This is a genomic window from Cytobacillus sp. Bac17, assembly GCF_024519925.1.
In the GTDB taxonomy this organism is placed as follows: Bacteria; Bacillota; Bacilli; order Bacillales; family Cytobacillaceae; genus Cytobacillus; species Cytobacillus pseudoceanisediminis.
Genome location: NZ_JALJRC010000007.1, coordinates 164,870 through 184,742 on the forward strand (window position 1 = coordinate 164,870; position 19,873 = coordinate 184,742).

General features: G+C 40.6%; 22 protein-coding genes. 10 read left to right on the plus strand and 12 right to left on the minus strand.

What is annotated here, in order from left to right; genetic code table 11:
• Positions 1 to 6: 6 nt before the first annotated feature.
• The gene (gene allE, locus NR125_RS11750; protein WP_071155921.1) at positions 7 to 771 is read left to right on the plus strand and encodes a (S)-ureidoglycine aminohydrolase; all 765 of its coding nucleotides are present in this window, start codon (positions 7 to 9) and stop codon (positions 769 to 771) included.
• Between the two features lie 26 nt (positions 772 to 797).
• Entirely contained in the window at positions 798 to 1,166 is a 369-nt protein-coding gene (locus NR125_RS11755) for a cupin domain-containing protein (RefSeq protein WP_226280693.1), read from the plus strand.
• 110 nt (positions 1,167 to 1,276) lie between these two features.
• Here the strand turns inward: NR125_RS11755 and NR125_RS11760 are convergent, their stop codons facing one another.
• The 7 genes from NR125_RS11760 to NR125_RS11790 all read right to left on the minus strand — a co-directional run bounded on the left by NR125_RS11760 (position 1,277) and on the right by NR125_RS11790 (position 8,022).
• Positions 1,277 to 2,590 carry an SLC5/6 family protein gene (locus NR125_RS11760; RefSeq protein WP_071155923.1) on the minus strand — a complete coding sequence of 438 codons (1,314 nt, stop codon included), beginning with the start codon at positions 2,588 to 2,590 and terminating at the stop codon, positions 1,277 to 1,279.
• Positions 2,587 to 3,279: a response regulator transcription factor gene (locus NR125_RS11765; protein ID WP_009335789.1), complete on the minus strand. Its 693-nt coding sequence runs from the start codon at positions 3,277 to 3,279 to the stop codon at positions 2,587 to 2,589. Before NR125_RS11765 ends, NR125_RS11760 begins: the two co-directional genes overlap by 4 nt.
• Positions 3,276 to 4,046, minus strand: coding sequence for a sensor histidine kinase (locus NR125_RS11770; protein WP_009335790.1), 771 nt, complete (start codon positions 4,044 to 4,046; stop codon positions 3,276 to 3,278). The genes NR125_RS11765 and NR125_RS11770 overlap by 4 nt, the downstream gene beginning before the upstream one ends.
• Before the next feature lie 93 nt (positions 4,047 to 4,139).
• Complete coding sequence (locus NR125_RS11775; RefSeq protein WP_192908289.1) at positions 4,140 to 5,135, minus strand: ABC transporter ATP-binding protein; 996 nt, start codon at positions 5,133 to 5,135, stop codon at positions 4,140 to 4,142.
• 1 nt (position 5,136) lies between these two features.
• The gene (locus NR125_RS11780; protein ID WP_009335792.1) at positions 5,137 to 6,153 is read right to left on the minus strand and encodes an ABC transporter ATP-binding protein; all 1,017 of its coding nucleotides are present in this window, start codon (positions 6,151 to 6,153) and stop codon (positions 5,137 to 5,139) included.
• Between the two features lie 20 nt (positions 6,154 to 6,173).
• A complete protein-coding gene (gene nikB / locus NR125_RS11785; RefSeq protein ID WP_009335793.1) occupies positions 6,174 to 7,094 on the minus strand; it encodes a nickel ABC transporter permease in 921 nt (306 codons plus the stop codon).
• Positions 7,095 to 7,116: 22 nt separating this feature from the next.
• Entirely contained in the window at positions 7,117 to 8,022 is a 906-nt protein-coding gene (locus NR125_RS11790; RefSeq protein WP_071155927.1) for an ABC transporter permease, read from the minus strand.
• Between the two features lie 279 nt (positions 8,023 to 8,301).
• Here NR125_RS11790 and NR125_RS11795 point away from each other — a divergent pair, with 279 nt between their 5' ends.
• From NR125_RS11795 to NR125_RS11820, 6 genes are all read left to right on the plus strand, one after another.
• Complete coding sequence (locus tag NR125_RS11795) at positions 8,302 to 9,879, plus strand: glutathione ABC transporter substrate-binding protein (protein ID WP_256815372.1); 1,578 nt, start codon at positions 8,302 to 8,304, stop codon at positions 9,877 to 9,879.
• A gap of 80 nt (positions 9,880 to 9,959) precedes the next feature.
• Positions 9,960 to 11,198 (plus strand): amidohydrolase family protein, encoded by a 1,239-nt coding sequence (locus NR125_RS11800; RefSeq protein WP_009335796.1) that lies wholly within the window; start codon positions 9,960 to 9,962, stop codon positions 11,196 to 11,198.
• A 27-nt stretch (positions 11,199 to 11,225) separates the two neighbouring features.
• Positions 11,226 to 12,449 (plus strand): amidohydrolase, encoded by a 1,224-nt coding sequence (locus NR125_RS11805; protein ID WP_071155931.1) that lies wholly within the window; start codon positions 11,226 to 11,228, stop codon positions 12,447 to 12,449.
• A 42-nt stretch (positions 12,450 to 12,491) separates the two neighbouring features.
• Positions 12,492 to 13,100 carry an ankyrin repeat domain-containing protein gene (locus tag NR125_RS11810; protein WP_256815374.1) on the plus strand — a complete coding sequence of 203 codons (609 nt, stop codon included), beginning with the start codon at positions 12,492 to 12,494 and terminating at the stop codon, positions 13,098 to 13,100.
• A 208-nt stretch (positions 13,101 to 13,308) separates the two neighbouring features.
• Positions 13,309 to 13,638 carry a GNAT family N-acetyltransferase gene (locus NR125_RS11815; protein ID WP_192908294.1) on the plus strand — a complete coding sequence of 110 codons (330 nt, stop codon included), beginning with the start codon at positions 13,309 to 13,311 and terminating at the stop codon, positions 13,636 to 13,638.
• A gap of 16 nt (positions 13,639 to 13,654) precedes the next feature.
• Positions 13,655 to 14,437: an alpha/beta fold hydrolase gene (locus NR125_RS11820; protein ID WP_256815376.1), complete on the plus strand. Its 783-nt coding sequence runs from the start codon at positions 13,655 to 13,657 to the stop codon at positions 14,435 to 14,437.
• Between the two features lie 172 nt (positions 14,438 to 14,609).
• On the opposite strand, the gene NR125_RS11825 is transcribed toward NR125_RS11820, so the two are convergent.
• The 5 genes from NR125_RS11825 to NR125_RS11845 all read right to left on the minus strand — a co-directional run bounded on the left by NR125_RS11825 (position 14,610) and on the right by NR125_RS11845 (position 19,011).
• Entirely contained in the window at positions 14,610 to 15,113 is a 504-nt protein-coding gene (locus NR125_RS11825; protein ID WP_071155935.1) for a hypothetical protein, read from the minus strand.
• Positions 15,110 to 15,487 carry a hypothetical protein gene (locus NR125_RS11830; RefSeq protein WP_009335804.1) on the minus strand — a complete coding sequence of 126 codons (378 nt, stop codon included), beginning with the start codon at positions 15,485 to 15,487 and terminating at the stop codon, positions 15,110 to 15,112. The genes NR125_RS11825 and NR125_RS11830 overlap by 4 nt, the downstream gene beginning before the upstream one ends.
• A 224-nt stretch (positions 15,488 to 15,711) precedes the next feature.
• Positions 15,712 to 17,319, minus strand: a complete 1,608-nt coding sequence (locus NR125_RS11835) for an FMN-binding glutamate synthase family protein (protein WP_019383484.1) — start codon at positions 17,317 to 17,319, stop codon at positions 15,712 to 15,714.
• Between the two features lie 15 nt (positions 17,320 to 17,334).
• The gene (locus tag NR125_RS11840; RefSeq protein WP_071155937.1) at positions 17,335 to 17,964 is read right to left on the minus strand and encodes an NAD(P)H-binding protein; all 630 of its coding nucleotides are present in this window, start codon (positions 17,962 to 17,964) and stop codon (positions 17,335 to 17,337) included.
• Between the two features lie 198 nt (positions 17,965 to 18,162).
• Positions 18,163 to 19,011, minus strand: a complete 849-nt coding sequence (locus tag NR125_RS11845; protein WP_009335810.1) for a YitT family protein — start codon at positions 19,009 to 19,011, stop codon at positions 18,163 to 18,165.
• A 226-nt stretch (positions 19,012 to 19,237) separates the two neighbouring features.
• Between NR125_RS11845 and NR125_RS11850 the strand changes: the two genes are divergently transcribed.
• Together NR125_RS11850 and NR125_RS11855 are read left to right on the plus strand one after the other, a co-directional pair.
• Positions 19,238 to 19,423: a hypothetical protein gene (locus NR125_RS11850; protein ID WP_009335811.1), complete on the plus strand. Its 186-nt coding sequence runs from the start codon at positions 19,238 to 19,240 to the stop codon at positions 19,421 to 19,423.
• A gap of 88 nt (positions 19,424 to 19,511) precedes the next feature.
• Positions 19,512 to 19,646, plus strand: coding sequence for a hypothetical protein (locus NR125_RS11855; RefSeq protein ID WP_019383488.1), 135 nt, complete (start codon positions 19,512 to 19,514; stop codon positions 19,644 to 19,646).
• Positions 19,647 to 19,873: the final 227 nt, after the last annotated feature.

Sequence of the window (19,873 nt, forward strand, 5' to 3'; positions counted from 1 at the left end):
TTATATATGGGTTATCCAAAAGATTTATTATCGAGCAGGTCTGTAATAGAACATGGAAAATATGCTTTAATTGCACCTGAAGGATTAGTGAACAATGTTATTCCTGGATTTCATCATTGCCATATTTCGATTTTAGGTTCTCCTAAGCTTGGGGCAAGCTTTGTCGACTATCATGTGACAATGAAAAAAGAAGGCGGAAATAAAGAAGGCTTTGGCGGACAGGAGGAAGTACAGACATTTGTTTACATACTGGAGGGGAAAATAAAAGCTTCAGCAGATGAAAAAGAATTTATCTTAGAGGAAAGCGGATACCTTTATTGTCCGCCGGGAGTGAAAATGTATTTAGAAAATATGAATGATGGGGATTCTAAGCTCTTCTTATACAAGCAGAAATATCGCCGTCTTGAAGGGAGAAAGCCCTGGGTTATATCAGGACATACAAATAGAATAGAATTCAGGAACTACGATGATATGCATAATGTCAACATTAAAGATCTGTTGCCTGCTGATTTAGATTTTGATATGAATTTTCATATCCTTTCGTTCGATCCTGCTGCGAGCCACCCGTTTATTGAAACACATGTTCAGGAACACGGAGCATATATCCTTTCCGGAGAAGGGATGTATAATCTCGATAACAAGTGGATCCCAGTAAAAAAAGGCGATTATATTTTCATGGGCCCTTATGTTCACCAGGCAGCGTACGCTATAGGGAGAGAAAATTTAACATATATCTACTCAAAAGATTGCAATCGGGATGCGGAACTATAAAAAATTACAGGAGAGGAGAAATAGCGGTGCCAAACATACAGAAGATTATGGAAGAAAGAGTTTTTGAAATCGATAAAATAGCAAAGTTCGATTCAGATAAACCGCAAAAGAACTATTTTTATGAAACTGATAAAACGGTAGGAGCTGTCTGGTGTCTGGAACCTGGACAGGAGGTATACTTGCATTCTCACTCCAATGTTGATGATATATGGGTTTGTATGGAGGGAACAGGAACCTACTTTCCTGACTTGGAGAATGAAATTCAAATAGGTAAAGGCATGGTGATCCTTGCTAAGCCTAATCAGATTCATGGAATGCGCAATACCGGGAAGGACAGGTTTTTATTTGTTGGATTTGCAGCCGGGTCTTTGCCAATGGATATAACAAGATATTGACTTGCAGGCTGTAGTCTTTTAAAAAGTGTATCGCTCTCAGCCAGTTTTCTGGAAGAGAGCGATATGTATAATTAGATCCAATTTATGTTCATAACAAACAAGCACCCCGGCTAAACTTTCACAGTCAGCTTCGTTCTTAATAGATTGTAAATGAAATAACCTAAGCAAATTAAGCTGGACAGGGAAAAGCTGATCCAAATCGTAAGAAGATTTTCCATAATAGGCAAAGCTGCAAACCCCCCGGCAGTCCCAATAATAGATGCAAGGGGAATAAGGGCAGGCAAGGTTTTACTGCCAAGGATAATATACAGCATGGGAACAATCATGGAAGCATAAGTATTACCGAAAAAAAACAGCAGTTCGATAGGAGATGGAGGCAGGATACTAACTATAATAAGTAATAATAAACACATGGCTCCGGAAAACAGATAGGTGAATCCCCATTTTTCTTTATTGCTGAGGGGGCGAAGCATCCCGACGATATTTTTAATGATCAATGTGACAACAGCATGTAATTCTGCACTAATTGCAGATGAAATGGCACTGAAGCAAAACAGGACAAATAAAACAATAAGCAATGTTGAATTGATTTTTCCTATTAACTCAAATAACAAGGAATATATGGAATCATAGCTTCTTCCAAAAATAATAATCATGATCAAAGATGATAATGCAAGAGGAATAGTTGCCCAAATTAAACCCGCTAGTGTAAAAGTAATTCTCAGCTTTTCTTTTTTTATAATAAAAACTCTTTGCCAAGAGGCACGATCAATAATTACTTGTCCAAAGCCAATTAAAATAGCTGTGAAAATAAACAAAATAGCTTCCGTGTTTTTAACGTAAAGGATGTATGGATGATATAATTTAATGCCTTCATAAACAGGATATACACCTTCCTGGATATAAAAGTAAACAGGGATGATGATGACAGCGCTGAATATGAGCACGACATTAATGCCTGCAAGCTGATGGATTCTTTGCATGCCCCCTGCTCCCCCAATAAAAAAACAAAACAATAAAAAGAAAACCATACCAGAAAAAACAGGCAGGGGAAAAATCATGTGCAGTAGGATTCCTGCCCCCATAGCTTGAACGAATATAGAATGGAAACTAATTACGAGAAGAATAAAAATCATGAACCAGTAACCGGGTGGAGTCAATCTTTTGCGCAATACATCACCTATCGTTTGCTGGTCATGAAACCGATCTCGAATCTTTTTTGCTAATATTCCAAATAAAATGAGTGCAAGAGCCCCCATAAGGGAATAGCCGATTCCTCCGGTTAACCCATACTTTATTAATGTTTCGGGAGATGAAAGAATGGTATTGCCTGTTACCCATCTTGACAAAAGACTCACAACACCAAAACCGATTCCCAGCTGAAATGCTCCGCCAATATAGTATTGAAAATCGGTTTTCTTCATTGTGAAGTCTCCTTCATGCGGTAATCCCTGGGTGATTGGCCAGTCATTTTCCGAAAGATTTGGCTAAAGTAGTGCTGACTGTTAAATCCGCACTTTTCTGAAATGGTGCTAATGCTTAATTCAGGGCTTTCAATCAGCATTTTTTGTGCCTGTTTTAATCGAAAGTCATTTAAGTATTCGGAAAAGCCCATTCCTACTTCCTCGTGAAATTTTCTGCTCAGATAAGCTGAATTGATATGAATTTTAGATGCTAAATAATTTAAAGTAAGCTTTTCATTGTATTCCTTTTGAATAATTTGCAAAGCCTTAACAATTTGCTCAGAGTAGCTGCCAATTCGTTCATACCTCCGCAAAACGCTCATTAACTCCTCTTCAATGACGGGCTTTGTAATATAATCAACTACTCCAAGCCTGAGTGATTTTTGAATATAATCAAAGTTTTGATAGGCTGTAACCATGATTAAGTCAATATCACCAGCTGCGGAAAGCTCCATAGCTAAATCTAACCCTGATTTGCCTGGGAGCTGAATATCAAGGAAAGCGAGAAAGATGTCGTGCTTTTTTATAATTTGAAGAGCTTGTGAGGCATCCTGAGCCTTAAAAAGAATCCAATTGGGAAATTTCTTTTTGATGAGATATTCCAGCTGTTCCAATTCTATAAGTTCATCATCTACAAGCAGAATATTCATTGCATCCTTTCTCCTTCCAATTTCTCTGACATAATAACGTGGGGGAATATAGCCAAAACTGCTGTTCCATCTCCCTGGTCTGTTAATTGCACAGAAGTTTCATCATTGGGAAATAATAGTTCAAGTCTTCTTTTTATATTCTCCAGCCCCACGCCGCCATCCTGGGGACTTGTTTCATAGCGCTCTAAAGAATTGTTCCACACTGAAACATGAATCGCTGATTCGATCTTTATTATTTTTATTTTTAATAAGGCCTCGCCAATATGTCTTTCAAAGGCATGCTTAAAAGCATTTTCCACAAGTGTTTGTATTAAAAAGGGAATGATAATGGCATTATTCACATGGTTGTCCAAATGAATTTCATAATGAAGACGATCTCTAAATCTTGTTTTCTGTATCTCCAGATAGTAATTAACATAAGTAAGCTCATCTTCAATTGATATGAAATTATTTAAAGTCCGATATTTAAATTTTAGCAGTTTTGAAAGGGTTTCAATGGACCGTATTAATTCTGCTTTACGGTCCAGCCTAGCTAGAGCCAGGATGGAGTTTAAGGTATTAAAAAAGAAATGCGGCTGGATTTCCTGGTTTAATTGATTGTATAAAGCTGTTTGAAGTTCACTTTCTAACGCTATTTCTCTTTTTTGCCTCTCAAGTAAATCAATTCTTTTTTCAAAAACAAATAAAAATAGCAGGGTAAAGGCTCCCGCCAGCGGAACCAGAACACAAAACATAATGTATATGGAGAATGATTCAATAGGCAGCATGTGGTTCGTTTCTCCTTAAGTATTAAAAAAGGGAGGTATAATAACCTATCCCTTTTTTAATATAACATTTTATACAAAATAGAGGTATTTGTATTAAACTGGAAGAGTTTCAGCGATATGACAGCTTACAAAGTGATTATTAACCAGCTCCCTAAGGGGAGGTTCCTCTTGCTTGCATTTTTCAACAGCAAAAGGACAGCGTGTATGAAACCTGCAGCCTCCAGGAGGATCAATCGGTGATGGAACATCTCCTTTTAATATGACGCGGTCCCTTTTTAAAGTTGGATCCGGAACTGGAATAGACGAGAGCAGTGCTTTTGTATACGGGTGAAGCGGAGAGTCGAACATTTCTTTTTTCTCTGCAATCTCGACCACTTTTCCCAGATACATCACCATAACCCTGTCTGAAATATGCCTGACGACACTAAGGTCATGAGAGATAAAAAGGAAGGTCAATTTAAACTGCTTTTGCAGCTTCTTTAATAAATTGAGAATTTGTGCCTGGATAGATACATCCAGGGCAGATACAGCTTCATCACAAATGATTAATTTTGGATTAACGGCCAATGCTCTGGCGATTCCAATACGCTGGCGCTGGCCGCCGCTAAATTCATGCGGATATCTGTCAAGTGCTTCTGGAGGAAGTCCGACATAGCCAAGCAGTTCCAGCATTCTTTCCTTTCGCCTTGATTTTTCAACCACATTCTGAATGGCCATGGCTTCATTTAAAATTTGCTTCACCATTTGCCGGGGATTAAGAGAAGCAAAAGGATCTTGAAATATAACCTGCAAATCACCTCTAAGTTTTCTCATATCCATTTTATTTAACGTTAAAATATTTTTCCCCATATAAAGAACCTTTCCGTCAGTAGGTTCATCAAGCCTTAAAATTGCACGTCCGGTTGTTGATTTCCCGCATCCGGACTCCCCAACTATACTTAATGTCTCACCTTCAAAAAGCTCAAATGAAATATCGTCTACCGCCTTTACATATGCCTTTGGCTTGAAGATAGAGTCTTTTTTAACCGGGAAATATTGTTTTAATCGATCTACTTGCAAGATGATATTTTTTTCTGCTGTCGTTTCCACGTTAGACAACCCCTTCTTTATCTCTTTTGCCAGTCCACTTGTCGGTGTATTTCCAGCATCTTACTTTAATATCTTCAGAATAGGAAACAAGATCAGGCTGGTGTGCAGCACATATATCTTCCGCATAAGGGCATCTAGAGGCGAACCGGCATCCGCCAGGCATATTGTAAGGGCTGGGGACACTGCCATCTATCGTAATTAGTTCTTCCTGATCTTCATGGATTTTGGGCAATGAGTTCAATAGCCCTTGCGTATAAGGGTGCTTTGGATCAGCAAATATTTGCTCTGTAGAAGCATGCTCGACTATATTTCCGGCATACATTACCGCTACCTTATCACAAGTTTCTGCCACAACTCCCAAATCGTGGGTAATCATGATAACACCCATTCCTATTTTTGTTTGCAGCTCTTTTATCAGCTCCAGTATTTGCGCTTGAATCGTAACATCCAAGGCAGTGGTTGGCTCATCTGCTATTAATACCTCAGGTGTACATGCAAGAGCCATAGCAATCATGACACGCTGGCGCATCCCTCCGCTCAATTGGAACGGTTCTTGTTTCGCTCGTTTTTCAGGAGAGGGGATTCCAACCATCTTCAGCATATCAACTGACTTATCCCATGCAGCTTTTTTTCCCATCTTTTGGTGCAGCCTCAAAGCTTCTGCAATTTGTTCCCCAACCGGGATTACAGGATTCAAGGAAGTCATTGGCTCCTGAAAAATCATAGATATTTCATTCCCGCGAATTTTTCTCATTTCATCCTCTGGCATTGTAACTAAATCTCTTCCTTTAAAAAGAACGGAACCCCCGGCAATTTTTCCCGGTGGAGAAGGAATGAGGCGGAGAATAGAGAGGGAAGTCATACTTTTCCCGCATCCGGATTCCCCTACAATTCCCAGCGTTTCCCCTTTATGCAGTGTAAAATCGATGCCATCAACCGCTTTGCTGACTCCCCGCTTTGTTGTAAAGTGGGTTTTTAATCCTTTTACTTCAAGTATTGGCCTGTTACTTTCTTTCATATCCAGTCACCACCCTTAACTTAATTTAGCTCAATGCGTTTATTGAAGAACCGATAGAAGACATCTACGAATAAATTCACAACTACGAAAATAAGTGAGGCAAATAATACTCCTCCCTGGACCATTGGAAGATCACGCATTCGAATTGCATCGACAATCATTCTTCCCAGTCCATTAATAGCAAAGATCGATTCCACCAATACGGTGCCTCCAAGGAGTGCGCCAAACTGCAGGCCCACAACCGTAATCACTGGAATCAGGGCATTTCTCAGTGCATGTTTATAAATAATGATTCGTTCGCGAAGCCCTTTTGCACGTGCTGTCCGAATATAATCCTGGCGAATAACTTCCAGCATGCTCGATCTGGTCATCCTTGCGACAATTGCTGCTCCTCCTGCTCCAAGGGTAATAGCCGGCAAGATGACATGGAGCAGACTGTCCCATCCTGCAACCGGCAAAATTTGAAGCTTAACAGAGAAGAAATACATAAGCATGAGGCCAAACCAGAAGCTTGGAAGTGAAATTCCTAAGAGTGCAACAAGCATGACGCTGACATCGGTCAAAGAATAAGGTTTAACAGCTGAAATAATTCCTGCTGCCATTCCCAGCACGATTGTAATAATGATGCTAAAGAAGGCGAGTTCAATGGTAATTGGCAGTCTTACTAATATTTCATCAAGAACAGGCTGGCTGTTTTTTAAGGAGACACCTAAATCCCCCTTAAACACACTCGTTAAATATTCGAAGTATTGGATATATAAAGGCTGATTTAATCCAAGCTGGTCTCGAATAGCTTCAATCGTTTCTTTTGAGGCGCCTTCACCAGCAAGAAGTACTGCAGGATCCCCTGGAACGAGCTGCATAATAAAGAAGACAACAAAAGTAACTCCAATAATGACCGGGATTGTTTGTAAAATCCGGCGTAATATAAACATCAGCATAGATATAACCTCCTCAAAGCTTTTATTTTTTCATCCTAGGGTCAAACGCATCACGCAAACCATCACCAAAAATATTAAATCCAAGAACTAGAATAGAGATGGCAAGACCTGGAAATAGGGCGATATAAGGTGCGGAGAATAAGAAATCCCTCCCGCTGCTGAGCATGGTTCCCCATTCAGGTGAAGGCGGCTGTGCACCCAGGCCGAGGAATGATAATCCAGCTGCTGACAGAATGGCGGTAGCCAATCGCAGAGTCCCTTGAACAATAATGGGTGAAAGAATATTCGGGAAAATATGCCTGGATATAATGACAAAATCAGAGGCGCCAAGCGATCGGATTGCATCAATATACTCAAGGCGCTTTACTTCTAAAGTAGATCCCCGGACGATTCTAGCAAATAAAGGTACAGAAAAAGCTCCTACTGCTATGGTCACATTAATCAGACTTGGACCCAGTGCTGCAATAATTGCTAGAGCAAGGAGAATCCCTGGGAATGCAAGCATAACATCCATCATCCTCATGATAATGGTGTCAACCCATTTGCCATAATACCCAGCTACAAGACCAAAAATGATTCCGAAAAATGCTCCGAATAACACAGCAGCAAATCCGACCCCCATTGAAAGCCTTGAACCATATAGAATCCGGCTTAAAATATCTCTTCCTTTATCATCTGTTCCCATCCAGTGGTCTGCAGATGGAGGAGTCAGCTTATTTTCCAAATCAATTTCGTATGGGCTATATGGAGCCAGCAGCGGTGCAAATGCCGCCATTAACAGATAAACAAAAATAATAATAGCCCCAGCAAGTGCTGCTTTATTTTGCATCAATATAGAAAGAAAATCTTTTATTCTAGATTCCTTTGAGCCGCTAATCAATGTCTTTACAGCTATATCTGGCTGCTCCGTTTTTACTTGAACTGTCATCTTATTTCCCCCCTAAAAGATTTTTTTACTAGCAGTAAATTGAAAATCAGTCTTCCTCCTTTCAAAAGAAGAATGGATTGCAAACGTTTAGTTAAAATTATCAAAATTACCTGTAAAGTAAATATTTTTTAAAATAGTTGTCAAAATATTTAAAAATCAAGTAAATATTCTGTAAATATCTAAGTGCATCATCTTCTATAATGCAGATATGCATTTACGGAGGGACGGTGAACATTGAGTTTATTACCGGAATTATTTACTAAAAAAGGGGAGAGAAAAATGGAGAAAGATAGAAAGCACTTTCGAAAGGGATTGCTAATGATTTTCCTAAGCTTAATGATGCTGCTGTCAACAGCATGTTCTACACAAACAAAAACAGAGCAGGAAGCTGGCAATGAATCCGAAGGTAAAAAGGATGGGGGTACATTGACAGTTGTCCGTTTATCAGATGCAACAAAATTAGATCCTCACTTTATTACAGACATTCCTTCAGCAAATATTATTTATCAAAAAGTATATGAAACTTTAGTGGAACCAGATAAAGATATGAACATTCAGCCGCTGCTGGCAACAGAGTGGAATGTCATTGATGATACGACCTGGGAGTTTAAACTAAAGGAAGGGGTATCCTTTCATGACGGTACACCGTTTAACTCTGAAGCTGTGAAGGCCACCTTTGATCGTTTGCTGGATCCAAACACTGGATCGCCTCAGCGTGAGAAATTCGCGATGATTAATGAAGTAAAAGTAATTGATGAATACACAGTACAATTATTGCTTGATTACCCGTATGCTCCGCTGCTTTCTATTCTTGCAAGCAGTGAAGGAAGCATCGTGAGTCCAAAGGCGCTGGCCGAAAACCAGGAGACGCTTGCAGAGAAACCTGTTGGTACAGGCCCGTTTGTTTTTGAAAATTGGAAGACTGGACAGGAAATTTCCTTGAAGAAAAATGAAAATTATTGGGGAAAAAGTCCAAGTATTGATGAAGTTGTTTTTAAGGTTGTACCTGAAGACGCGACTCGGCTGGCTATGATTGAAACAGGGGAAGCACACATTAATGATCAGGTGCCTGTTACAGAAATTGAGCGAATTGAGGCTTCTGAATCGATGGGACTTCTCCGGGCTGAGGGGCTTGCAGTTGAATATATCGGATTTAACACGAAGAAAAAACCATTGGATGATGTTAAAGTCCGCAAAGCAATCAGCCATGCAGTTGAGAGAGAAGCGATCATTAAAGGGGTTTATAACAATGTGGGCACACTTGCTAATGCCGCGATGAGTCCAAAGGTGTTTGGCCACAGTGAAAAAGTTAAGCCTTATGATTATGATCTAAATGAAGCAAAGAAATTGTTAAAAGAAGCCGGATATGAAAACGGACTTAAGCTTAAATTACTGACAAGTGATAGAAAAGAACGCATCAATATGGCTGAAGTTATTCAATCGCAATTAAAGGGAATTGGCGTTGAGGTAGATATTCAAGTAATGGAATATGGAGCATATATCGATACAATTGATAAATCTGAGCATGATCTATTTATCGGAGGATGGGGAAATGCCACTGGAGATGGTGATTATAATCAGTACAACCTTTTCCATACTGCTTCACAGGGACCTCCTGGAAACCATTTTTATTACAGCAACCCAGAGGTAGACAAAATTATCGAAGAAGCACGAAGAGAGACTGACGAAGCAAAGCGGAAGGATCTTTATGAAAGAGTAATGCAAATGGAATTAGAGGATGCGGTCTATATTCCAATCCGAAACTATGAACATATGGCTGCGCACAGTAAAAATGTAAGCGGCTTTTGGCTGAATGCTGCCAATTATTTAATGATTGATGATGCAGTAATTAAGTAAGTAAATTAAAAAGGGAAACGGAAAAGTACTTTTGAAGCAAAAGTGCTTTTCCTTCATTTTCAATTTTAGGAGGAATCAGAATGACAGCTCTATGGATTACAAATGTTCGGCTAGAAAAAGGATTCATTTACGAAAATGAACAAATTACAGGGACAAGCACAGAAATTTGCCACTTGAAAATCGAAGCTGGAAAAATTGCAGAAATTTCACTGCTTGCCCCAGATTCTAATGAAAACCAACTTGATGCAAAACAGAAGCTTCTGCTTCCTTCTTTAAGAGATATGCACATTCATATTGACAAAACCTATTACGGCGGGCCATGGAAAGCCTGTACACCAATCACAAATGGCATTTTCACTAGATTAGAAGAGGAAAAGGAACTTCTGCCAAAGCTTCTCCCAACCGCACAAGAACGTGCTGAAAAAATGATAGAGCTATATTTGGAAAATGGCCATACCCACATTCGCACACATTGTAATGTTGACCCTGTAATTGGCCTGAAAAACTTGGAAGCAACTGTCAATGCACTAAAAAAATATGAAGATGTCCTTACATATGACATTGTTGCGTTTCCGCAGCATGGACTGCTGAGGAGCGGCTCTGTTCAGTTAATTCGTGATGCTATGAAAAATGGTGCCACCCTGGTTGGCGGTGTGGATCCAGCTACCGTGGACAGAAACATTGAAAAGTCCCTGCATACCATTTTTGAAATTGCAGCAGAGCATAATAAGGGAGTCGATATCCATCTTCATGATCCTAACACATTGGGAGCTTTTACATTTGAGAGAATGGCAGATTATACAAAAGAAGCAGGCATGGCAGGAAGAGCAACAATTAGCCATGGAATTGCTTTAGCCGACCTGTCCGGAGAAGCATTGGCTGAGATGGCGGCAATATTAAAAGAGCAGGAAATTGACGTGACCACTACCATTCCAATTAATCGTACAACTATTCCAGTTCCTGCCCTTGATCGTTATGGTATTCCCGTTTCAGTAGGCCATGACAGCATCACCGATCACTGGTCCCCGTTCGGAACAGGAAACACCATACAGAAACTGGGGACCCTTGCGGAAAGGTTCCGAATGATTGATGAATATTCTTTATCATCAGTCTTGAAGTTTGCAACTGGCGGTATTACTCCCCTGAATAAAGCTGGTGAAAGGGTTTGGCCAAAAGTCGGCGACGATGCAACGATGATGCTGGTTGATGCGACATGTTCAGCAGAGGCAATTGCAAGAAGAGCACCGGTTGAGTCATTATTTTTCAAAGGCAATAAGGTTGAAAGCAAACGAACTGAACTAAACATAATAAATTCATAGCTTAAGAGCAAAAAGGAGGGTTAAGTAATGCCTAAGTCCCATTGGTTAACAAACATTAAGCTTGAAACTGGATACCTAAAGGATGAAAAGGGAGTTTATACTACAAAAACTGAACTATTTCATTTGAAAATTGAAGATGGAAAAGTAATAGAAAAACAGAGCAGCGGATATGAAATTTCGAAAAATGAAAATACAGTGGATGGAAGAGGGTTTTTGGCACTGCCATCTTTTAAAGAGATGCACAACCATCTTGATAAGACCTATCTTTCTCTTGATTGGAAGGCTTGCAGGCCGGTCAAAAATTTAGAGGAACGTTTAAGGTATGAAGCAATGGAGCTTGAGGAATTGGCGCCTACAGCCAGGCAGCGGGCAAGCAAAATGATTGAGCTTCTCCTTTCTAAGGGGTCAACTCACATTCGTACCCATGTAAATATTGATCCTTATATTGGCTTGAAGAACCTGGAGGGCGTAAGAGAAGCTTTAGAAGACTATTCCGACAAACTGACATTCGAAATTGTAGCTTTCCCTCAACACGGTCTTTTAAGGGAACATGTAATTCCTCTCATGAAAGAAGCGATGAGATCTGGAGCCAGCATTGTAGGCGGTCTTGATCCTGCAGGAATTGACCGTAATATTGAAAAGTCACTTTATGAAGTCATGAATCTGAGTACAGAATTTGATGCAGATATAGATATCCATTTACATGATGGAGGACATGTAGGGCTATATACAATTGATAAATTTGCTGAAATGATAGAAGAAGCAAAGTGGCACAATCGTGCTGCTGTAAGCCATGCATTTTGTTTAGGGGAAGTACCAGTCCCGCAAGCAGAAGAAATGGCGGAAAGATTGAATGAGCTTGGAATGTCGGTCATGTCCACTATTCCTATAACAAAATCTCTTCCACCAATTGAACTCTTGGACAGAAAAGGTGTAAATATTTATCTGGGATGCGATGGTTTCTATGATTCATGGGGACCTTTCGGGACTGGAGATCTGCTGGAAAAAGTAACGAGATATGGTGAGCTTTACCGTAAGAGCGATGAAATTTCTCTGGCACAATCATTAAAATGGGCCACTGGGGGTCCTGTCCCATTAAACAAGGATGGAGAGATGAGTTGGCCGCTTGAGGGAGAAGAAGCAAACTTGGTACTTGTCGATGCTTCGTGTTCGGCAGAAGCAGTTGCGAGAACACCTAAAAGAGAAGCGGTAATTTTTAGAGGGAAAGTTGTTGCAGGACAGCTGACATAAAAACGTTTCCTGATATATATACCATATTTTATGGAGGATCATATGTTAAAAATTGATGATAGCCTTGTGCTATTCGACGCAGCAGAAAATGGTGACCTTGACTGTTTGAAAGCCTGTCTAGAGAGCGGCATTAATATTAATCTTCAGGATAAGAAAAAACGAACGGCCATTTTGATTGCTTCGATAAATAAGCATTATGATATGGTTCATTTTCTGGCGGAGTCAGGGGCAGACATTAATCTTCAAGATCAAACCAGCTTAAACCCATTTTTATATGGATGCATTCATGGAGATTTGAAGTTAGTTAAAATGATGATTAGCGCTGGGGCTGATATTAATCTCTTAACGAGGTTTGGCGGAGTGGGTATTACTCCAGCCTGCGAAAAGGGACATATAGAGGTGGTTCGTGAGCTTTTAACATCTACAGATATAAACGTAAACCATACCAATTATTGCGGATGGACACCTTTGATTGAAGCCATTGTTTTGAATGATGGAGGAGAAACCCAGCAGGCCATCATAAGGATATTGCTTGAACACGGGGCCGATACAAGCCTTACAGACCAATATGGTGTGAAGCCGATTGAGCTCGCCAGAAGAAAAGGATACAAAGAATTAGAGGATATCTTATTTACCGCTGGTATAGAGTAATTGCATAGTAAGGTATTTTAGGTAAAGAACTTCCTTTCTGTTTTAATAGCAGAAAGGGAGTTCTTTTGGTTTATAAATATGTCTTGAAAGTTGATTCCCTCAGCAGCAATAGTGGCAATGTAAAAGCATAGTAAGAAAACTTAAGTTTAAAAGTTTTATTTAGCAGGGAAGATATAGGAAAGGACATTCAGATAATTTTGAAGACAGTATGTTAACATCAAGTATAAGGAAATATTTAAATAAAGGAGGAAATGCGATGAATACAGATATACAAAAAGAAGAAAACCGTTTTTTTATGAATGATGATGAAGGGAATATGATTGCTGAAATCACCTATTTTCCAAGCGGCGATTCCGTCATAACCATAGACCATACATATGTAAGTGAATCTCTGCGCGGTCAGGGAGTTGCCGGAAAACTGCTGGAAAGTGTCGTTCAGGAGGCGCGCAGCAAAGGGTATAAGATTGTTCCTGCCTGCTCATATGCTAAGGCTGTTTTTGACCGAAAGAGCGAATATCAGGATTTACTCGCGAAATAAAGGAGGTTTTTTCTGAATGGATGCAAAAATAAAAAATGTAAATGGAACAGCCATCTCATATTATGATGAAGGCACAGGTGAGCCGCTGGTATTGCTGCATGGTTTTTGCGGCAGCAAAGATTATTGGGCAAGGATGATTCCAATTTTGGCGGAGGATTTTCGCGTCATTGCGGTGGACCTTCCAGGACATGGGGGTTCAAGTTTGCCGGCCGGTGAACTGTCAATTGAGAAGATGGCTGAAGTAATCAAAGGGGCTATAGATGAGCTGGGGTTTGATAAAGTATCTCTTTTCGGACACTCATTGGGCGGCTATGTAACCCTTGCATTTGCTGAATCTTATGAAGACATGCTGAAATCGTTTTCTCTTGTCCATTCAACAGCCAGCCCTGATTCAGAAGAAGGAAAGAAAGGAAGGGATATCGCTGCCGGCAAAATTGATAAAGAGGGAATTGAGTCCTTTATTGATGGGCTTGTGCCCAAGCTCTTTGCGCCCGGTGAGAAACATCCCAAGGAAATTCAAATGGCCAAAGAGATTGGCTATCGTACAAGCTCTGAAGGTGCAAAGGCTGTTTTGAAAGCGATGAAACTGCGTGCGGACCGCAGTCATGTCTTGAAAAGTACAAAGCTCCCGGTATTACTTGTTGCTGGAGACAAAGACCAGATTATCCCTCCAGAAAAGTCATTTGCAGTTGAAGGGCCTAACATCAAACAATTGACCATTAAAGCTGCCGGGCATATGAGCATGTACGAAGCACCGGAAGAATTGGCTCAGATTCTTCGCAGGTTTTTGAAAGAGTAAGCAGACTCTTTTTTTGAGCGCACATAAATTTGTGTTATGCGCACACAAATTTGTGTTATGCGCACACAAATTTGTGTTATGCGCACATAAAGGTTCCTATGACAGCAAATTAATCATTTTTACTATTGAAATATAGAAAAAAAGCTCCTTTTCACCCGAAAAGGAGCTTTTCTTACTTAAATATAACTGAAATGATCTCGTCTGTAGTCATTCCGCTTTCTATTTCAAATGTGCCGGGACGCAATTCGTTCTCAAGTCCCCGTTTTTCTACATCTTTATAGAATTGAATTCCGCTTTCAATAATATGGGCTTTTTCAAGTGCGTTCCCAACGTCAATGCTGGTCATTCCCATAGATACGGTTAAAATAGTCCGGTAAACAACTTTTTCGCCAGTTTTGTCCTCAGTTTTCTCTTCTGCTTTTTCATCTTTCTTCTCGCTGGACTTTGCTGCAGCAGCGAGCTGTTTGCTCCATTCAGCTTCAGTGTTGATGACGTAGCCTTTAGATGCGAGCAATTCAATCATTTCTTTATCTGACAGCTTTTCTGCTTCCTCTGTCTTATCAGAAGGCTTTTCTGTACTTTTTGCTTCAGAAGGTCCAAAAAGGTAGACGCTTCCTGTCAAGATGGCCGCCGCTAAAAGGCCTGCTGCAAAACTGCGCAAGGTATTTGGTGTCATTGGGCAACCATGCTCCTTTCACCTTTGTTCGCTGAATAAGGCAGAAGCATCAGGTCGACCTCTTTAGGTGTAAGCTGTTTTTTTAATGCAATGCTTTCATTCGAATATCCGCGTTTATGCAAATCCAGTACCTCGCGAAGCAAAAGTCTTTCTTCTGATGGCCCGCTCATTGCCCCGGATTGCTTTGCTGTAATCTCAGCATCCAATTCAATATTTCTGATTTGCTGCTGCAGTTCATGAATTTCATTTTTTAATGTAAAAGTAACCTGATCGATTTGCTGCTCAATATTTGATTTGGATTGCGCCGTTTTTAAAAACGATAAAATGAGCAGCACAACTGCTGAACCAAATAATATGGCGATTACCCATCCCATCCTAAAATCCTCCCTTATGTAAACACATTTTTTCTAGTAATCTATTTTTTTACCAAACTAAATTATACCTTTATTGCCTGCGGATTTCGAATGATAACCTCAAAATAACACGATAGTCCCGTTTTTATGTAAGAAAAAGGAGCGCGCGGTGAATCTTATTGCTTATTAACTAAAGAAATAAGAGGGCAAAAAACCCGGTCCAGACGGGACCAGGCATCAGTTTGTCAGCTTTCTTTCTGCAGCTGGGCACGTTTGGCTGCATGCAGTATATCTTCAATAGGGGAGACTCTGCCGAATTTATCCTTATGGACAATATGTTTTCTTTCAAATTGGGTGGGATTATCGATTCCAGCAGCTGCCGCAAGATTAAATAATCCTTCTCTTAGAGAGATGACATAGTTGCAGACCCGGTAATGCTTTTCATCAACAATCAATCCATCCTGCAGCTTCTTGTCAGTTGTCGCAACCCCTGCAGGACAGTGATTTGTATGGCAGACTTGGGCCATGATGCAGCCGACGCTGATCATAAAGCCCCTCGCAATATTGACAAGATCCGCTCCCATCGCAAGAGCAATTGCAATTTTATCAGGAGTGATTAATTTACCGGAAGCGATAATTTTTACACGGTCTCTGACTCCGTACTCCCTCAGCATTTCATCCACAACTGTCAGGGCTGATTGGATGGGGAGCCCCACACTATCTGCAAGCTCCTGATAAGTAGCCCCTGTTCCGCCTTCACCGCCATCAACTGTAATAAAATCAGGGCCTTTGCCGCTCTCCTTCATATAGGAAATCATGCTCTCCAGGGCATCAAGATCTCCTACCACTATTTTCATTCCGACAGGCTTTCCGCCTACACTCCGGAGCTCCTCAATAAAATCGAACATGGAAGGGGCATCCTCAAATTCATAGAAACGGTTTGGACTGTTAATCGTTTTGCCAACCTCTACAAGCCGGATTCTGGCAATTTCTTCGGTTACTTTTTCACCTTCAACATGTCCGCCGCGGGTTTTTGCACCCTGTGCAAGCTTTAGTTCAAAGGCTTTTACCTCAGGTATTTCACTTTTCTTTTTAAATTCTTCCCAGGAGAATTCCCCGTTAGCCTTTCGGACGCCGAACATATCAGGGCCAATTTGCATTATAATGTCCGGGCTGCCGGCAAGATGATACTGAGACAGACCGCCTTCACCAGTATTCATCCAGGTGCCGCCGGCAAGGCCAAGACCTTTTGAAAGTGCAGTGATCGCTTTTTCGCCAAGAGAACCGTAGCTCATGGCCGATTGTCCTACAAGTCCCTTGACTCTGAATGGCTGCCGGCAGGTTTTTTCTCCCAGCACAACCGCATCTTCATCCCGCAGATAGTAAGGATTGGCCAATTTTTCTTCGCTGTGTTCCTTTCTTGAAAAAAGATTGTCTCCATCGACTTTATAAACACGTGTTTTAACTTTCTGTGTATTATCCACCTTCATCTCATCAACGAGTTTAGGGAACAGGGTATTGCGTATATAGAACCCTTCTTCATCAAAATCTCTTATAGAGCCGAATCCTATTAGTCTTTCTTTATATTTGCCGGCTTTGACCACATCCTGGTATTCCTTTCTGGAAAAAGGCTTGCCTTCCGTATCATTATTGAATAGGTATTGTCTTAGCTCAGGTCCCACTTTTTCTGTGATGTATCGCACCTTCCCAATTACCGGAAAGTTTCTGAGTATGGAGTGCTGTTTTTGCCTGTCATCTTTTACATACCAATAAATAAATAGAATGACTGGTACAAAAATAACCAATGCAATGAATATAAATAATGCAATGACAAGGTAATCTGTTAAACTCATTTTATCCTCCTTCTATTAAAACTGGCTTAGGGCTTCTCGTATAGGGGTGTCCCCAGAGGCTGCCTCAATGGTTGAATGAAAGATAGCTTCTTTATCAATAGACTCTACTAGAACTTCGGCTGCGTCCTCACGCGAAATCTCAGCATCCCGGTCATGGATTTTCTCTGACAGGGTAATTTTTCCGCTGCCGGGATTGTCAGTTAATTGACCAATCCGGATAACCGTGTAGACCAAATTGGCTGCTTTAAGCATATCTTCTGGAAGATCCTTCGCAGCAATCTTGCGGGAAGGGTCCGTTTCCCTTTCCTCCGCTTTGACTGCACTCATCATCACAAATCGTCTGACACCGGATTCTTGTGCCAATTGGATGATATCTGAAATAGATTGGTGATCGACCATGACTGTTTTGCTCGTATGTTTTTTAGGATTGACGCCTGTTAAATAAATCACTGCATCTGATGCCTGAAGAAAGGGGATCAGCTTTTGCTCGTCATAAACAATTGCATGGGATGCACCCAGTTTTACAAGGTCTTCAATCTGGTTTTCATTTGCAGCAACGGCAAGAGCTTCAAGCTTCTTCTCCGCGAGCTTTCTGATTACATGTTCGCCCACATCTCCATTGGCACCGATTACAATAACTTTCATGCTAACGCCTCCTTTTCTACCCTTTTTCCACATAGGGTTTATTTAAAACCAAAATTAGGCAAACAAAAAAGCGGCCACTAGGACCGCGTACGTATAGGATGATTCCGTTTTCGCTATAACATTACATGGATTGAAGCCCAAAGCAAAGCCACTGCATATAAAATAAAGCTCCATCCTTTGCGGATGAAGCTTTACCATTTATGCCAGCCTTTTAAAATTTTGGCCAAGAATTTCATTCATCGTATGAACTGTGATAAATGCCTTATTATCAACCTGGGTAATGTAACTTTTCAGCTTTGTGAAATCTTTTCTCCCCAGGATAGTTGTAATGACTTCTTTTTTATCTGATGTGAAGGCACCGGTTGCGGAGTGGATGGTTGCACCTTTGCCCAGTTCATGAACGATATAGGTTTTTATCTCATCACTGTGGCGGCTGATAATAACAACTTCTTTGTTTGAATTGAATTGCTGAAGTGCATAATCAATGACAAATCCATTAATTATGACACCAAAGAAGGCATACATGCCAACTTGCGGGCCGAACAGAACGGCGGAAGACAGGGCGATCAATAAATCCGCAAGAAGCACTCCTCTGCCGACTTCAATATTTAAGTATTTATTAATAATCATGGCGATGATGTCTGTCCCGCCAGTAGAAGCCTGCTGGTTAAAGACAATTGCCATTCCGGTCGCGGCGATGCATTGCCCGATGATCAGCTGAATAAGCAAGTCTTCGCTTAGCGGATGGGCCATCGGGGCGAATTTTTCAAGCACCCACACATAAAAAGACAAAGCGAAGCTCGCATATATAGTTTTTGCCCCAAAGCCTGATCCAAGAAAAATAAAACCAACTGCAAACAGGATCAAGTTGACAAGAATCATGAAAGTACCGATGGAGAAATCCGGAAATAAGTCATTCATGATGATCGACAATCCGCTGACCCCTCCTGTTGCTAAATTATTGGGGGACAAGAAAAAATGGACATTTATAGAAACCAGGAATGCTCCCAGATTTATCATGATAAAAGAAAATAGTTTTTGCCGCATCGCCGCAACCTCCTTTTTTTATAGTTTTCTCGAGATCCGTATAAAGTGGAACAACGGGATTATAAAGCCCTTAAAGCCCCTTTGTAAAGGGAATGAGGGCAAAAAAATAAGGTTTAATAATTATGAAAATTGGAAGGGTTTGCAAGAGGGGCTGATATTATCTATTTTTGCTTAATTCTTATATAATAAGTTTTGGTTAGCACGACGCGAAAGGATGTAAAAAATCTTGAAAAATAGGAAGCTTATTGTCATTCCCATAATGATTCTTGTAGCTGCAGCTGCAATGTGGATGCTTAATAAAGATTATCAGCAAATAGATTTGTTGATTCGATTGCTGATAGCAGCTGGTGCAGCACTATTATCAGGGGTCATCTCATACTTTTTATTCAAGCCGGAAAAAGAAGAACAATAATGATGCCTGCTCCCTGGCGAGGGGACAGGCATTTCTTTTTGGAACTTTTACCACTCGGTTTGTATATAAGCAGAAGGGGATGAGAGAAGTGAATCATATTGTGGAATGCCCAATATGCAATGGTGAGGAATTTGCGGAAGGCACCGACTTCATGCCGGTTAAACCATTAAATAAAAAGCTCTCAGCAGGATCTTTAAAAATCTATCGTTTTTGTTTAAGCTGAGGAGAAGTTGTTTCTATTAGAGTTGAGAATCCAGGTAAGTTTAAAAGCGGGTGATAGAAGAGAATGCCTCGTGAAGCCGAAATTTAGGAAGCAAAGAGAAAAATAGTCGCCATGAGCGCTGCATGAAGCCGGCAACCAGGAAGCCAGTAGAAAAATGGTCGCCAGCGCTACATGAAGCCGAAAATCAGGAAGCAAAGAGAAAAATGGTCGCCATGACCGCTTCATGA

Bases quoted from the DNA above. Each gene is read 5' to 3' on its own strand.
- allE (WP_071155921.1), top strand. From the start codon at position 7: ATGGGTTATCCAAAAGATTTATTATCGAGCAGGTCTGTAATAGAACAT.
- NR125_RS11840 (WP_071155937.1), bottom strand. From the start codon at position 17,964: ATGAAAGTTATTGTAATCGGTGCCAATGGAGATGTGGGCGAACATGTA.
- NR125_RS11780 (WP_009335792.1), bottom strand. From the start codon at position 6,153: ATGAAAGAAAGTAACAGGCCAATACTTGAAGTAAAAGGATTAAAAACC.
- NR125_RS11795 (WP_256815372.1), top strand. From the start codon at position 8,302: ATGGAGAAAGATAGAAAGCACTTTCGAAAGGGATTGCTAATGATTTTC.
- NR125_RS11835 (WP_019383484.1), bottom strand. From the start codon at position 17,319: ATGAGTTTAACAGATTACCTTGTCATTGCATTATTTATATTCATTGCA.
- nikB (WP_009335793.1), bottom strand. From the start codon at position 7,094: ATGCTGATGTTTATATTACGCCGGATTTTACAAACAATCCCGGTCATT.
- NR125_RS11800 (WP_009335796.1), top strand. From the start codon at position 9,960: ATGACAGCTCTATGGATTACAAATGTTCGGCTAGAAAAAGGATTCATT.
- NR125_RS11820 (WP_256815376.1), top strand. From the start codon at position 13,655: ATGGATGCAAAAATAAAAAATGTAAATGGAACAGCCATCTCATATTAT.
- NR125_RS11830 (WP_009335804.1), bottom strand. From the start codon at position 15,487: ATGGGATGGGTAATCGCCATATTATTTGGTTCAGCAGTTGTGCTGCTC.
- NR125_RS11765 (WP_009335789.1), bottom strand. From the start codon at position 3,279: ATGAATATTCTGCTTGTAGATGATGAACTTATAGAATTGGAACAGCTG.
- NR125_RS11825 (WP_071155935.1), bottom strand. From the start codon at position 15,113: ATGACACCAAATACCTTGCGCAGTTTTGCAGCAGGCCTTTTAGCGGCG.
- NR125_RS11815 (WP_192908294.1), top strand. From the start codon at position 13,309: ATGTTAACATCAAGTATAAGGAAATATTTAAATAAAGGAGGAAATGCG.
- NR125_RS11770 (WP_009335790.1), bottom strand. From the start codon at position 4,046: ATGCTGCCTATTGAATCATTCTCCATATACATTATGTTTTGTGTTCTG.
- NR125_RS11805 (WP_071155931.1), top strand. From the start codon at position 11,226: ATGCCTAAGTCCCATTGGTTAACAAACATTAAGCTTGAAACTGGATAC.
- NR125_RS11760 (WP_071155923.1), bottom strand. From the start codon at position 2,590: ATGAAGAAAACCGATTTTCAATACTATATTGGCGGAGCATTTCAGCTG.
- NR125_RS11790 (WP_071155927.1), bottom strand. From the start codon at position 8,022: ATGACAGTTCAAGTAAAAACGGAGCAGCCAGATATAGCTGTAAAGACA.
- NR125_RS11845 (WP_009335810.1), bottom strand. From the start codon at position 19,011: ATGCGGCAAAAACTATTTTCTTTTATCATGATAAATCTGGGAGCATTC.
- NR125_RS11810 (WP_256815374.1), top strand. From the start codon at position 12,492: ATGTTAAAAATTGATGATAGCCTTGTGCTATTCGACGCAGCAGAAAAT.